The sequence below is a fragment of the Ureibacillus aquaedulcis genome, from assembly GCF_030418165.1.
GTDB classification, from domain to species: domain Bacteria; phylum Bacillota; class Bacilli; order Bacillales_A; family Planococcaceae; genus Ureibacillus; species Ureibacillus aquaedulcis.
Genome location: NZ_JAUHTQ010000012.1, coordinates 83,236 through 98,039, shown reverse-complemented (window position 1 = coordinate 98,039; position 14,804 = coordinate 83,236). Strand labels below are relative to the sequence as shown.

The following is a 14,804-nucleotide window of genomic DNA, read 5'->3' as shown; positions in this document are numbered from 1 at the left end:
TTATGGAGATTAGTTTGGCTTTCCTACATATTAGAGAAAAAATTAATATTAAAAGAAGGGGGAGAAAACGAATTTCTCCCCCTTACTTTTAGTTAACAGAACTAATCATTAGCTTGGTAATCATATCTTCAGCTACCGGTTTACTGATCAAGTATCCTTGGATAGCGTCACAGCCATACTCCTGCAAGAGTTTTTGCTGTTCCTTCGTTTCTACACCCTCTGCCAGAACAGTCAAGTTCATGGATTTGCCGAACTGAACCATTCCGTGTATTAAGCGCTGTGTTTTTTCGGATTGAAGTAGTGATTGGATAAACGTTTGATCAATCTTTAACGTTTCGATTGGCAATAGCTGCATATATCGGAACGATGCATAGCCTGTACCAAAATCATCGAGAATAAAGACGATTCCCTGTTCTTCCAGCTGACGCATTTGTTTTATGATTGAAGTCTCTGCCTCTGCTTCCAGTGCGAACTTCTCCGTGATTTCAATTTGGATCAATTTAGCCGGACATTGTGTATTTTCCAGTGTCGTTAAAATCGATTTAGCCATGTTTTTATCCCGGAATTCACGAACGGATAGGTTAATGGTAACTTTTAAATCCAGACCTTCTTTATGCCATTTAACAGCCTGCTTACATGCTTCTTCAATAACAAAAGATCCGATGTTGTTGATTAAGCCTGTTTCCTCGGCAATCGGGATTAATTCTTCAGGTTTTACCACACCGATTTGGTCGTCTTCCCAGCGCACCAACGCCTCCACGGCCAAAATTTTGCCAGTGTGAATATCGACTTGCGGTTGATAGAATACTTTTAGATTTTGTTGATCCAATGCAAGCAATAGACGTTTCTCAATAATTGATTTACGATTAATGGCTTTATGTGTTGCATTGGATAATGAAACAATTTTATCCCCACCTGCTTCGCGAACGTTGGCAATCGTTGCTAAAGAAGCTTTCATTAAATGTGGGAAAGTGGACTGATCCTGTGGAGAACGCGTAATGCCGCCGCTAATCGAAATAGGTACAGCTACATTCCCCGTATAAATCGGGTTTTGCTTCAAATAGGTTAAGAAGCCTTGAGTAAACCATTCACCAAGAGGTGTAATGACTACAAACTCGTGCTCGTTGATTCTTGCCATTTCACTGTCCTGGAAGTAAATTTTCATCCGTTTTGTAAATTCGGTGATTAAGTTATCCTCCATTTTGCTGCTGTCGAGTTCTTTAATTGTATAAAACTTATCGATGCTGATATATACAAAAGAAAAATGACGTTTTTCCTCAATCATTTCATTAACAACCTGCTCTAACCGGTGGGAATTCATTAATCCGGTTTCGGGATCGATATAGGCAATTTTTTCAAGTTGATGTTTCATTTTTCTTTCATTGGTAACATCTTTTTCAAACAGAACGAATTGATAATTTTGGGTAGTTGGCGAATAAGTAGGGATGGCAGTCAAGTAAACCCAATAAGGGTAACCATCCTTTGTAATTTTTTCTACTTCCCCTTCCCAGATTTGACCGGAGTTTATTGTCTTCCAGATAGAATCCGTTACTTTCATACTGTTTTCATTGTCGGGAAACAGCTGCCAAAAAGTCTTTCCTAATACGCGTTTTGGCGTCCAGTGACTGATCGTTAAAAAGTTTGGATTACAATTAATGATGAGACCCTCTGCATCTACAGTTACCACCATATAGGAGGAGTAAAGTCCATTTATTAGATCTTTTAGTTCCTGCATAGAGTCATTCATGCGTGTGTAAGAATCATCAAGAATACAAGTAACTAATATGGAAGGTTCATTATTAAAAGCGACAGGGGATGTAATAATTGTTGAGTCTATAAATGTATCCGCTTTAGTTAATAGTCGTACATTTTCAAAACGAAATGACTCTTTCCCTAATACTATATTTTGGTATGTTTCCGGTGATAAAGAGGATAGCAACCCGCTTTTGATATCAGCCGATGTACTCAAAAAGTCCTCCGTCTCATAACCAAAATAGCTTTTGCATAAATCATTCCAAATAAGTACGTCATTATTTCGATTCAGTACAAAAGAAGGGAAAGGGGACAAATTCACCAGTTTCTCATCGATCACTATATTCAAATTCTCTTGACCCATTCATTTCTCACTCCTATATAGTCTTAAATTCATACTATTTATTATAAAGATTTAATAGAAAATAGTCACTATTAAAATACCTTGTGTTTCCATTTAAATAACCATGAGGGTAAAAAGTAATAAAAATATAAAGAAGGTCTCATAGGGAAATTATTCTTAGATAAGAGGAACTATTCGTATATAAGAATTTGGCTGCCAACCATGCTTTTGCACAGTAGATGCTGTCATTAAACTTTCTTATAGAACACAAATGAGCTGCGAGAATTTCGAAAAGCTTTAGCTTACGACTTTAGAAGGTTGGCAACTATTGGCTATTTGCATTATGCTTATACATATTACGAAATTCGAAACAAATAGAACTAAATAACATTGTGATCGCTTTGCAAACAATTAAAGGCGCCAAGATGATGAAAGTGTTCATAATGCTTCGGAGGGGTGAAGGAATTGAAGACTATTTTTGCTTATGTAAAGCCATATAAATGGCCGGCGATCATTGCATTTTGTTTAATGCTTACTGAGTTGGTTGTCGAGCTGATCCAACCTTTAATCATTGCAAAGATTATTGATGATGGGATTGTTGCGAGAGATATCGAAACAATCGGCTCCTGGGGATTTATCCTGCTTGTTTTAGCTTTTTCGGCCTTTACCAGTGGGGTGATTAATTCCTTTTTCTCGTCACATGTTGCGCAAAGCTTTGCTTTTGATCTAAGAAATGCTTTGTTCAGTAAAATTCAATCCTTTACAATGGCTACTTATTTACGATTTCCTACTTCGGGATTGATTACTAGGCTAACAAGTGATGTCCAGCAGGTGCAATCCGTCCTGTTTATGAGCTTGCGAATTATGATACGAGCTCCCTTGTCCGCTGTTGGCAGCCTCGTAATGGCCTTTTTCGTTAATCCAAAAATGGCGTTGTTTTTATTGATTGGAACGCCGATTCTAATCCTGTTCTTATACGTGATCGTGAAAAAAGGGGTGCGTTTATTTAGTGAGGTTCAAAGAAGGCTCGACCGTGTCAATCGTGTCCTTCAAGAAAATCTCCAGGCAATTCGGTTAGTGAAAGCCTATATGCGCGGAAGCTATGAGTCAAATCGTTTCCAGGAAGTTTCGGGCGACTTACAGTTCGATACAATGAAGGCTCTGCGGATAATGGAACTTATTCAACCGGTACTGCTATTTGTCATGAATATCAGTTTGCTCGCAGCTTTATGGTTCGGTTCCTTGGATGTGCAGAATGGGGAAGCACAGGTCGGGGAGCTTGTTGCAGTAGTCAACTATGCTTTAAGAATGACGGGGTCGTTCTCAATGTTTGCATTTATTATTAATGTTTTGTCCCGTGCAAAAGCCTCCTCGGAACGAATGGAGGAAATCCTGCTTACTGAAAAGGGGACGGAGACATATTTACCTTCCGCTTACTCGGAAGCTGTGCACTCCACGCATAATGAAGCAATCCGTTTTGACCATGTCACTTTCCAATTTCCAAATTCGAAGAAAACGGTTCTTCATGATGTCTCATTCACTGTAGCGCCAGGGGAAAAGCTTGCTATCATGGGTGCGACTGGGGCAGGAAAGTCTACATTGCTCAACTTGCTGCCAAGATTTTACGATCCTGCAAAAGGAGAAATCTACGTAAATGGACGAAATCTTAGGGACTGGCCATTAGAAGAGCTTAGAGAATATATAGGCTATGTTCCGCAAAGCGCCATGTTATTTACAGGTTCGATTTATGAAAATGTGAGCTGGGGGAAACAAGGTGCATCAATGGATGAGGTGAGGGTGGCTACAGCAAATGCTCAGATTCATCAGACCATCGAAAACTTCCCGAGCGCCTATGAAACTAGAGTTGGACAAAAAGGGGTCAACCTGTCTGGCGGACAAAAGCAGCGTCTATCGATTGCCCGGGCTTTAATACGAGATTCTTCCATACTCATCTTGGATGATAGTACAAGTGCCCTGGATGTAAAAACAGAGACTGCCTTCTGGGATGCAATCGAAGGGGAACAAGCAACGATGCTTGTTGTAACCCAAAAAATTCGAACGGCAAAAGGGGCAGACCGCATTTTATTATTAGATGAAGGACGGGTAATTGGCTACGGAACACATGAGGAACTTCTCGGTACGAATGCCCGTTATACTCAAATTGTCATGTCACAACAAGAGCAAGAAGGTGAAGCGTGATGAAATTTTTACGAAAACCGTTTGGCTATGAACCGATTCTGGCGAAGGAAGATGTAAAAGGTCCTCTCCTAAAGAAAAAAGGGCCGCGGGCAAACAATTGGAAAAACACTTTACTGCGGATTTGGAGAATTGTAGATGAACAAAGAGCGTTATTAATCGCAGTTTTGCTCTTGGTTGTTGTAAGTTCGGCGATGGCTCTTTTAGGCCCGTATCTAATTGGTCATATGATTGATGAATATGTACTGAAACAGCAATTTGATGGAATGCTACCTCTCGTTAGCGGTTTGGTTATTATCTATGTACTGTTGGCAGTGTCTCTTTTTTTCCAAAACTATTGGATGATCGGTATTGCGCAAAACGCGGTTTTTCGATTGCGTACAGGGGTGTTCCAACATCTCTTGCACTTACCGGTGTCGTATTTTGATAAGCGGCAGCATGGGGAATTGATGAGTAGGGCAACGAATGACATTGAAACTGTTAGTGCCACTTTGAACACATCGTTTATTCAAGTGTTTTCAAGTATATTGACGTTGTCGGGCACGGTTATTGTCATGCTTACCTTAAGTCCCTTGCTTACATTGCTGACGATGCTGATTATTCCTTTAATGTTTATGGCAACTCGCTGGATCACCAGAAGAACCGGCAAGCTGTTTAAGGAACAGCAAGCTGCAATCGGTGCGTTAAATGGGATGATTGAAGAAACGATTTCCGGTCAACGGGTGGTGAAGGCTTTTTCTCAGGAAGAACGAGTGAAGGACGAATTTCGCGAAAAGAGTGCAAGGTATAGAAGGACGGGATTCTGGGCACTTACCTATTCTGGTTTTATCCCCAAGGTGATGAACCTTCTAAACAATATCAGCTTTGCGATTATCGCCGGAATTGGTGGAATCTTGGCCTACAACGGCTTTGTTTCAATAGGGACCATCGTTATATTTACGGAGTACTCGCGTCAATTTACCCGACCTCTAAATGATTTGGCAAACCAGATGAATACGGTTTTATCGGCGATTGCCGGAGCAGAGAGGGTTTTCTCTATAATGGACGAAAAGGTCGAAGAAGACACTGGAAAAGTGGATGAGAATCATCTACTTTCAGGGGAAGTTGAATTCCGCGATGTTTCGTTTAAGTATGAATTAGCTGAAGAAGCCTACACATTGCAAAATGTAAGCTTTCATGTAAAGCCTGGTCAAACCGCTGCATTGGTGGGGGCAACAGGTGCGGGTAAAACAACCATTATGCAATTGATTTCTAGATTCTATGATGCGGAAAACGGGGAAGTGTTGTTTGATGGTGTCAATGTGAAGGACATCAAGAGGCAAACCCTAAGAAGTCAGATGGCTTTTGTATTGCAGGATTCATTTTTGTTTGAGGCAAGTGTCTATGAAAATATCCGTTACGGCAGGCTTGATGCCACAAATGAAGAGGTAGTGAAGGCGTGCAAGAAAGCAAATGCACATGATTTTATTATGAAATTACCAAATGGATACGACACAATACTTACAGCGGATGGTAGTGAAATTTCACAGGGGCAAAAGCAGCTGCTCTCCATTGCCAGAGCCTTTGTAGCAGATCCGGTGATATTATTATTGGATGAAGCAACGAGCAGTATTGATACGGTGACAGAATTGAAAATTCAACAAGCCCTGGAAGAACTGATGAAGGGAAGAACCAGCTTTGTGATTGCCCATCGCCTAAATACGATACGTACAGCCGATGTCGTATTTGTCATGCAAGAAGGGCAAGTAATGGAGTCGGGAACGCAAAAGGAATTAATTGCACACAATGGGATATATGCCAATATGCTTAGTCAATCTGGCATTAAATGATTCGAATAGGTAATTACATGTAATTTCCTTAAGGACCTTGCGACTGTTTGGACGTTCACTTAAAATGTAAAGCATAAGCTTAAGAATCGGAGAGTTTTATAAATGAATCTTTCAATTATTACGCAGTCGTTTCCGATTGATTCGGAATCCTATAGTGAAATAAAGGCATTATGTGAATCAGCATTATTAGTCGATAATTATAACTACAGTTCTGTTTTAAGTTTGCAGGAATCCTCAAGGTTTGATGTAAAGGGGTTCTATGTCCTTGCCTATGATGATGAAACTGATGAGTTAGTCGGTGTTGCGAGTGCCGTTGACCAAATGGGGTTAAATACGTATGAGTGGGCCATCTTGGTATCTCCAATGTACCGGGATATCGGCTTGGATGAAGCCATCCTCAAGGTAATCGGTGATGGATTGCATCAAAGAGGTGCTGAGGGAGAATTGGCTTTGGTAATAGAAAATGATACATCCCGCCGTCAATTTGTAGAAAAGTATGGGTATTCCTATAGTTTTTCTGAAGCAACCTTGGAAGCAGCGCCCCAAGCGATAGAATCGGTTGAGGAGATTCACATTCGTCCATATTTGGAAGCCACTGATCAGGAAGCTTTAATTGAAATCTTCAGCAATGCCTTTGGTGATATACGTGAAGAATCCCTTGAGCTGATCCACTATAATACCAGGTCGGAAGGCAGAATTCTGTGGGTTGCGGAACTGTTAGGAGAAATCGTCGGTACAGTCACTACTTCGGAGGAAGGCAATGCTCAAATGATTTCTGCTTTAGCCGTTCATCCAGATAAACAAGGGTTAGGAATTGGAACGGCTTTGCTAAAATGGGTAAAAGATTTTGCTAAGCGTAATGGCAGCACGAATGTCATGCTGGATGTGGAAGTTGAAAACGAGCGTGCACTTACGGTATATGAGAAAGCAGGCTTTAAAAAATCAATGCAAGTAGACTACTTCGTCTACACAGGTGAGTAAACAGAGGATGCCCACAAATCAAGCCGTGATTTGTGGGTGTTTTTTGTGGGGGAGGGGGAGAGTGTCCGGTAAATAAGGAAAAGTGTCCGGTAAATTCACGAAATAGTCCGGAAAACTCCACCAGAGCTCAATTCCTCGAAGGTTTTCTGTAGAAGCGTGATTGAGCATTCGTGTGAATTTGATATAATAAATGAATGTGAAAAACTATAAACGAAAGGTTAGTTGAATCGATTCATGGAAAATGAAAAAAATATGAGTCCCGCAAAATTAATGTGGAAAATGACTCGACCGCATACACTAACGGCGACGTTTGCTCCGGTTATTTTAGGAACGGTGATCGCTTTATTTGATACGCAGATCGATTGGCTTTTATTTATTGCAATGATGGTCGCTTGTTTGGCCCTTCAAATCGCGACAAATTTATTTAATGAGTATTATGATTTCAAGCGCGGGTTAGATACTGCTGAATCAGTCGGAATTGGCGGGGGAATTGTACGCCATGGCTTAAAGCCCAAAAATGTTCTAACAGTCGCGATTCTGCTTTACGTTTTGGCTGCATTGATTGGTGTATATATATGTGCAAGCAGTAGCTGGTGGCTGGTGGTAATCGGATTATTCGGTATGGCTGTAGGTTACTTCTATACGGGAGGTCCCATCCCGATCGCGTATACACCGTTTGGAGAATTATTTGCAGGTGCGTTAATGGGCACGGGCTTTGTACTGATTGCTTACTACATACAAACAGGCGATTTAACGTTAACTTCGGTGTTAATCTCGATTCCTGTTGGTATTCTTGTAGGCGGCATCAATATGGCGAATAATATCCGTGATATTGAAGAAGACACAAAAGGTGGAAGAAAAACATTGGCGATTCTTCTTGGAAGAGAAAAAGCTGTCCTTACTCTAACAATTGCCTTTGCCGTCTCATATATTTGGATACTTGTTCTTGTTTTCATGGGTACAGTAAGCCCTTGGGCACTAGTTGTATTATTGAGTGTGAAAAAACCGATTTCGGCGATTCAAGGATTTAAAAAAGGTGAAAAAGAACCGCAGTTTATGCGTGTTGCCATGAAATCCACGGCGATTACAAATACGCTTTTCTCATTCTTATTATCAATTGGATTATTCATTAGTTATCTATTTTAATTTGAACGCCTCTCTGCAATTGTAGGGGGCGTTTTTTTCTTATGGATGAATAGGTAATAACAGGACGGTTCTTCTTTATTGATTGATTTTATCTCGAATTCGAGATAAAATGAAGGTAGAAATTCAGGTCGGTACAAAGAATAGGGAGGAAGAGAAATGCCAACAATTTTAGGACATCACCATATTTCGATGATTACAAAAAATGCGAAGAAGAATGATGAGTTTTATAGAGAAATACTAGGGTTACGCAGAGTGAAGAAATCGGTTAACCAAGATGATCCTTCCATGTATCATTTGTTTTTCGGCGACTTGGTGGGAAGTCCGGGAACAGGGTTAACATTCTTTGAAATCCCAATGGTAGGGAGAACGCACCGTGGTACGAACGCAATTACGCAAATTGGCCTTCTGGTGCCATCAGTGGAAAGTCTGCAGTACTGGAAAAATCGTTTTGAAGAATTAAATGTAAAACATGATGAAATCTCGCGTTACGCGGGTAGAGAAGCACTTGCCTTCGAGGATCCGGAAGGACTTCGCATGATTTTGCTAAGCAACAATGGAGAAGAGATACCGGAGTTTTGGGCTACATGGGATCTATCATCTGTACCTAGTGAACATCAAATTTTAGGGATGGGTACAATTGAAATAATCGTAAAGAATGCTGGTAAACTAGAGAGAACATTGACTGAACTTTTCGGCTTTATCGTAAAGGAGCGTTCCAAGGAGCAAATCCTGCTGCAATCAATTGAAGGTCAGAGGTTTGGAGAAATTCTGGTAAGGGAATTGAATGGCCCAGGTGAGAAACCTGGCCGTGGAAGCATACACCATCTAGCGTTACGCGCAAAAGATGATGAGGAATTGGCTTACTGGAATAAAAAAGTTAGGGAACGTGGATTCCAAACATCAGGCATTGTAGACCGATTTTATTTTAAAAGCCTTTATTTCAGAGAATCCAATGGTATCCTCTTTGAAATCGCAACTGATGATCCAGGATTTACAGTCGATTCGGATGTAGAAACCTTAGGTGAGGAGCTGGCATTACCTCCATTCTTGGAAGACCGCAGAGAGGAAATAGAAAGTAGTTTAGAGCCGCTTGATTGATCATAGTGATATAGTACTTATTTGAACGGTGTGGATAAGTTTGAATAACGATATTAAAAAGGGTGACCGTAGTAGCATACGGCTCACCCTTTTTCTTAAGCTTTAAATAGAAGGTCAATTGCTAGAACTTCATCTTTAGTTAATCGGACATCAAGAGTTTTCAAGTTATTGAGCACTTGCTCCGAGTTTTTGGCACCTGGAATAACGGCTGTAACTGCTTCCTGTTTCAAATACCACGCTAGAACAATATGGGCAACATCAACGCCTTTTTGATTAGCTATAGTTCCAAGCTGTTCCACTTTCTCCAAGTTTTTTGCAAATACATCTTCCTGGAAATAGGGAAGTCTATTACGTAAATCATTGAAAGTCGATGCTGTAGTATATTTTCCTGTAAGTAGACCAGAAGCCAATGGGAAGTATGGAATGAATGCAATGTTATTTTCTATAGTGTAAGGGAAATAGGTAGATTCGGCAGATCGGCTTAATAAATTATATTCCCCTTGCAAAACATCTACATAGCCATCCTTGTTTGCTTCTTTTAGTTGCTCGGGTGTGAAATTGGAAACCCCTATCGCACGGATCTTCCCTTCATCTTTTAACTGTTTTAATGTCCCAATCGCTTCGTCCTTTGGTGTAGTTTCATCGGGATAGTGGATATAGAGTAAATCGATGGTATCTGTTTGAAGGCGTTTTAAACTCTTTTCCACCTCACTACGTAGAAAGGCAGGAGAATTGTCGATTATCTTATCTCCATCCACAAACCTTTGAGCAATTTTTGTGGCAAGAATAACATCGTGACGTTTACCGCTTTCCTTCAAAACTTCAGCAATTAATTCTTCTGAACGTCCATTGCCATAACTAAAAGCAGTGTCAATAAAATTCATTCCGTTTTCAATGGCTGTGCGGACTAATTCCTTGCCGACCTCTTCATCCAAATTCGGATATAGATTATGCCCTCCAACAGCATTTGCACCTAAACCAATGGGATTTACAACAAGCTCTGATTTTCCCAGTTGAATTTTGTTTTCCATCATTAGAACCTTCTTTCCAAGTTTTTTTCAAGCAGGTCATGTAGTAGTTCGTTTCCTAGGTTAATTCTATACAATTTATTCCACTAAATAAACTGATCAGGGGTTGCTAAAGGATTTGAAATTCAGATATTTCCTTTGTTGCTGTCGAATTTAGTTGGTACATGAAAGTAAGAAAAATCGTCGCCATGAAAGGTGAGAAATTTGTTTATTGAGATTTTTTAGTTCTATGCGGGTTTATGTAATAACAAGAGGTACTGAAACTTTTGTCAACTTTGGTTGACAATATAGCCTTTAATTTAATGCTGAATTGTCGATAGGTGTATCCTTTTTCAAAGCTTTATGGGAAAAGTAATTTGAAAATAGAAATTTAAATGACACACTCTCAGCTATGTGTGCTAAGTATGAAGGGGCTTGATTTTTCTGTCAACCAGATTGACGACATTGCTATTATGGGAAAATGTTCATGTCGAATAGAGTGGAGCGCTTAAAAAATCTCCTGCTATAGTGTTTTAATTGATCGATTTTTCAGTAATGGTTTGTGTAGAGGCAACTTAATCAGCTGGAATAATTGAATTTTTGTCAATGTAGTTGACGATATAACTATTTCGGTAAATGGAAATGTCGAGAAAGGTAAAATAATTAATTAATTTACTAGCATAATAAAAATTGCAAGGTGAGATTTAAATTGGCTCCATTTTAGTTTGATAGATTAAATCAAGGGTTTTGAATTTGCGTCAACCTGGTTTACAGAAAAAGTATATTAGTGTTAATAGATAGTCGTTTTACGTCAATCAAACTTTTCAAGTTCAATGTAACCAGGTTTGCAAAAGGATATTTCGACATTGCAATTCTTGTGGCTATTTCTCTACTAGTACAAGCACGAAATTAGATTTATGCTCCTAAATTCCTTACAATGAGATTAATTCCGATAGCATTGATATGTTTTTTTATGAATAAATCAAAATTGGGGATGCTTATAGAGAAGGGAGTCTTCAAGATGAAATTAAGTGTATTGGATCAAGCGCCAATTACAAGTGGGAATACTGCACCGGACGCATTAACAAAAGCGGTGGAATTAGCGGTAGTGGCGGAAGAGTTAGGCTATGAGCGTATTTGGATGGCTGAGCATCATAACACAAAAGGTTTTGCAAGCTCAGCTCCGGAGATAACGGCTTCATATATCGCGGCAAAAACAAATCGAATTCGAGTAGGCACTGGTGGCACGATGATTATGCACTATTCACCCTATAAAATTGCTGAAGTGTTTAAAACATTAAGTGCCTTGGCACCTGGACGGATAGATTTTGGAGCAGGAAGAGCTCCAGGCGGCGATAATTACGCCATGTATGCTTTGGCTGAAGGTCGCCAGCCGCAAGTAAATAATTTGTATGAAAAGCTGCAATGGACGTTGGACTTTTTAAATGACCAAGCCCCTCTGAATCCATATTATCAAAGGGTAACTGCCTCACCTAATAATGTCGTTCTTCCGCAAAGCTGGCTACTAGGTTCAAGTGGCAATAGTGCTGTTCAAGCCGGCAAAATGGGATTGGGTTATTCCTATGCACAATTCTTCAACGGGTATATGAATAAAAAGGTGTTCGATGCGTACAGATCGAACTTTGTACCTTCACCATTTATGGAGAAATCCGAAATTATGATATCCTATTTCGTAACAGTTGCGGAGACTAGGGAAGAGGCGGAGTACGAAGCAAAGCCGGCCGATATTGCACGACTCTTATTTAATAGAGGACAGGTAGATTTAATGCGAATGACGCCAGAGGAAGCAAAAGACTACCCATTAACGGAAATGGATCGCATGTGGATCGAGGATAACCGCAGCCAACATTTTGTTGGGACAGCTAAAGAAGTAGCAGATATCTTATTGCAGGAACAGGAAGAATATGGGTTTGATGAAGCCATGATTTGTACAATCCCACATTCACAGGAAGCGAGATTGAATGTTTATCGTTTATTGGCCAAGGAATTAATGTAAGATGTCATCGTCAAACACTTGGATGAAATAAATCCAAGTGTTTTTTATGTTCTCTATTTTAATACTGCCAATGAGAAAATATTGTTTTTTCGAAATCGGTGAGTATATTAGGAGGCAATAAGCGCCTTAATGGAGCGAAGTTGCAAGTAAAAGCATCAAAGTCGCAAGTAAAGAGAGTGAATTCGCAAGTAAAATAACAAAAGTCTCAAGTAAAGAAAGTATAAAGACACAAAACTCGCAAGTAATTTAAAATTTTGGTACAGAATTTTAGTTTAACAATAAAAAAGCATCACCGATTGTTGCGACAGGCTTAACAAGTGGTGATGCTTTTATGGTTTATCTTCCCTTTATCAACAAATACATAAAATAAGGTGCACCAATCAGTGAGACAATTAAGCCTACCGGGATTTCGGCGGGAGCCATAAACATTCTGCCCAGTGTATCTGCGAGTAATAAGAATACTGCACCGGCTAGAGCCGTTAAAGGAAGCAGCCTTTTGTGATTTGCTCCAATCAATCTGCGGACGATTTGTGGGATGACGAGTCCTAGAAATGAGATTCCGCCCCCAACGGCAACACAAGTTCCAGCTAAGATAACGGCAATGCATAGAAGGAGTCGGCGTTCACGTTCGACCTTCATACCCAGACCAATGGCGATCGAGTCGTTTATATTCAAGATATTTAGATAGTTTGATTTATAGATAGCCAAAGGGATGAAGATGAAAATCCACGGACATAAAGCCAAAACATAGGTCCAATTGGTTCCCCAAATGCTGCCGGAGATCCAGACTAAGGCAGCTGTAAAATCAGCCGGCTCCATTTTCATTTGAAATATGATCAATCCCGCATTAAATGCCGCGTTCACGCCAATTCCGACTAAAAGTAAACGGGAGATGGTCACGGCATGATTTTTCATTGAAAAGAAATAGATGAAAAGGGCAGCAGAAAACGCTCCGATTAATGCAGTGATAGGCATGATAAAAATCGATAATGGTCCTGAAAAGAAGGCAGAGCCCTGCAGGAAGAACATATAGAGCACGACTGCTAAACCAGCTCCGGCATTGATGCCAAGAATCCCCGGATCTGCTATCGGATTTTTCGTAACCCCTTGTAAAATGGCCCCGGACACGGCAATCCCCGATCCTACCAATAAGGCAATTACAATTCTGGGCAGCCGAAATTGGAGAATCGTCAACTCATTTGCAGCAGTGCCATTCCCGCTTAATGTTGCGTACACATCAGAAAGGGGAATATGTATATACCCTGCATTAATGCTGAATAATACTAGGAGAATGATCAGAATAAGAAATAATAAGATGTAACCTAAAAATTTACGTGTGTTCATCAGTTGGATGTTCATTTTAATGTTCTCCCTTCTTTTCTAGCTAAATAAAGAAAGAAAGGTACACCTACGATAGCAGTGATTGCTCCTACGGGTGTTTCAAACGGAGGGTTTACCATACGTCCGACGATATCAGCCCCCAATAGCAAGAGGCCCCCTAAGATGGCCGAGCACGGAATAATAAAACGATAATCCAATCCTGTGAAAAAGCGCGTAATGTGTGGAATGACCAAACCGACAAAGCCAATCATACCAGCGATGGAAACAGCTGCGCCAGTTAAAATCAGGACCGTAATCGTACCGAATAATTGTATACGTGTTGTATTTTGCCCCAATCCCTTCGCAATATCCTCTCCCAGGCTCAACACAGTAATGGAGCGGGACAACAAGATTGCAAATACTAAACCTATTCCAATGGCAGGCAACGCAAAAGTTAAGTGGTGCATTTGAATGCTGGAAACGCCACCTGCATAGAAAAAGCTGATATCTTTTGCAATATCAAAGCGAATACTAATAATCGTCGATAGTGAAGTTAGTAAGGATGTAATTGCCGAACCGGCTAATACTAAACGTATGGGCGTAATCCCTCCCTTGGCCAATGCAACCATACCAAAGACCGTAAATGCACCTAACCCTGCTCCTATAAATGAGAAGAAGGTAAGTGATTGATATGGCAAGGACGGCAAGATTGCCATCGCAAGTGAAAGAACGAAGGATGATCCAGCTGTCACACCCATGATAGAAGGATCAGCAAGCGGATTCTTCGTCATTCCTTGCATAATTGCGCCCGAAACAGCTAATCCTGCACCCACCGCAATTGCTGCAATGGCACGTGGAATTCGGAGTTCCCTTATAATCACATGCTGACTATTTCCATCATCGAAATGAAAAATACTTTGATAAATCGTCGCGGCATCAATAGAGGATGCACCGTACAGAATGGACAAAGTACCAAGGAATATTAGCAAAAGGATTCCCACACAACCAAGTATCAATGAAACAAATGGTTTACCTTTTAACGAAGTATGTAAATGTTGAGATATCTTTTTTGGCTGAGACATACAAAAGCCTACTTTCTTTATACCTGTACTAAA

General features: G+C 40.3%; 10 protein-coding genes. 6 read left to right on the top strand and 4 right to left on the bottom strand.

Annotation, left to right across the window (positions count from 1 at the left end):
• Nucleotides 1-88: 88 nt before the first annotated feature.
• Complete coding sequence (locus QYB95_RS14745; RefSeq protein ID WP_301139114.1) at nucleotides 89-2,116, bottom strand: sensor domain-containing protein; 2,028 nt, start codon at nucleotides 2,114-2,116, stop codon at nucleotides 89-91.
• Between the two features lie 444 nt (nucleotides 2,117-2,560).
• On the opposite strand from QYB95_RS14745, the gene QYB95_RS14740 reads away from it, so the two are divergent.
• From QYB95_RS14740 to QYB95_RS14720, 5 genes are all read left to right on the top strand, one after another.
• A complete protein-coding gene (locus QYB95_RS14740; protein WP_301139113.1) occupies nucleotides 2,561-4,294 on the top strand; it encodes an ABC transporter ATP-binding protein in 1,734 nt (577 codons plus the stop codon).
• A complete protein-coding gene (locus QYB95_RS14735) occupies nucleotides 4,294-6,120 on the top strand; it encodes an ABC transporter ATP-binding protein (protein WP_301139112.1) in 1,827 nt (608 codons plus the stop codon). The genes QYB95_RS14740 and QYB95_RS14735 overlap by 1 nt, the downstream gene beginning before the upstream one ends.
• A 102-nt stretch (nucleotides 6,121-6,222) precedes the next feature.
• Complete coding sequence (locus QYB95_RS14730; protein ID WP_301139111.1) at nucleotides 6,223-7,101, top strand: GNAT family N-acetyltransferase; 879 nt, start codon at nucleotides 6,223-6,225, stop codon at nucleotides 7,099-7,101.
• Nucleotides 7,102-7,335: 234 nt separating this feature from the next.
• Complete coding sequence (locus QYB95_RS14725; RefSeq protein ID WP_301139110.1) at nucleotides 7,336-8,247, top strand: 1,4-dihydroxy-2-naphthoate polyprenyltransferase; 912 nt, start codon at nucleotides 7,336-7,338, stop codon at nucleotides 8,245-8,247.
• A 156-nt stretch (nucleotides 8,248-8,403) separates the two neighbouring features.
• Nucleotides 8,404-9,345, top strand: coding sequence for a ring-cleaving dioxygenase (locus QYB95_RS14720; RefSeq protein WP_301139109.1), 942 nt, complete (start codon nucleotides 8,404-8,406; stop codon nucleotides 9,343-9,345).
• Between the two features lie 95 nt (nucleotides 9,346-9,440).
• Here QYB95_RS14720 and QYB95_RS14715 read toward each other — a convergent pair whose 3' ends face one another.
• Nucleotides 9,441-10,376 carry an aldo/keto reductase gene (locus QYB95_RS14715; RefSeq protein WP_301139130.1) on the bottom strand — a complete coding sequence of 312 codons (936 nt, stop codon included), beginning with the start codon at nucleotides 10,374-10,376 and terminating at the stop codon, nucleotides 9,441-9,443.
• 997 nt (nucleotides 10,377-11,373) lie between these two features.
• Between QYB95_RS14715 and QYB95_RS14710 the strand changes: the two genes are divergently transcribed.
• A complete protein-coding gene (locus QYB95_RS14710; protein WP_301139108.1) occupies nucleotides 11,374-12,369 on the top strand; it encodes an LLM class flavin-dependent oxidoreductase in 996 nt (331 codons plus the stop codon).
• A gap of 336 nt (nucleotides 12,370-12,705) precedes the next feature.
• Here QYB95_RS14710 and QYB95_RS14705 read toward each other — a convergent pair whose 3' ends face one another.
• Nucleotides 12,706-13,728 (bottom strand): FecCD family ABC transporter permease, encoded by a 1,023-nt coding sequence (locus QYB95_RS14705; RefSeq protein WP_301139107.1) that lies wholly within the window; start codon nucleotides 13,726-13,728, stop codon nucleotides 12,706-12,708.
• A complete protein-coding gene (locus QYB95_RS14700; RefSeq protein ID WP_301139106.1) occupies nucleotides 13,725-14,771 on the bottom strand; it encodes a FecCD family ABC transporter permease in 1,047 nt (348 codons plus the stop codon). The genes QYB95_RS14705 and QYB95_RS14700 overlap by 4 nt, the downstream gene beginning before the upstream one ends.
• Nucleotides 14,772-14,804: the final 33 nt, after the last annotated feature.

Bases quoted from the DNA above. Each gene is read 5' to 3' on its own strand.
- QYB95_RS14745 (WP_301139114.1), bottom strand. From the start codon at position 2,116: ATGGGTCAAGAGAATTTGAATATAGTGATCGATGAGAAACTGGTGAAT.
- QYB95_RS14735 (WP_301139112.1), top strand. From the start codon at position 4,294: ATGAAATTTTTACGAAAACCGTTTGGCTATGAACCGATTCTGGCGAAG.
- QYB95_RS14730 (WP_301139111.1), top strand. From the start codon at position 6,223: ATGAATCTTTCAATTATTACGCAGTCGTTTCCGATTGATTCGGAATCC.
- QYB95_RS14725 (WP_301139110.1), top strand. From the start codon at position 7,336: ATGGAAAATGAAAAAAATATGAGTCCCGCAAAATTAATGTGGAAAATG.
- QYB95_RS14720 (WP_301139109.1), top strand. From the start codon at position 8,404: ATGCCAACAATTTTAGGACATCACCATATTTCGATGATTACAAAAAAT.
- QYB95_RS14715 (WP_301139130.1), bottom strand. From the start codon at position 10,376: ATGGAAAACAAAATTCAACTGGGAAAATCAGAGCTTGTTGTAAATCCC.
- QYB95_RS14710 (WP_301139108.1), top strand. From the start codon at position 11,374: ATGAAATTAAGTGTATTGGATCAAGCGCCAATTACAAGTGGGAATACT.
- QYB95_RS14705 (WP_301139107.1), bottom strand. From the start codon at position 13,728: ATGAACATCCAACTGATGAACACACGTAAATTTTTAGGTTACATCTTA.
- QYB95_RS14700 (WP_301139106.1), bottom strand. From the start codon at position 14,771: ATGTCTCAGCCAAAAAAGATATCTCAACATTTACATACTTCGTTAAAA.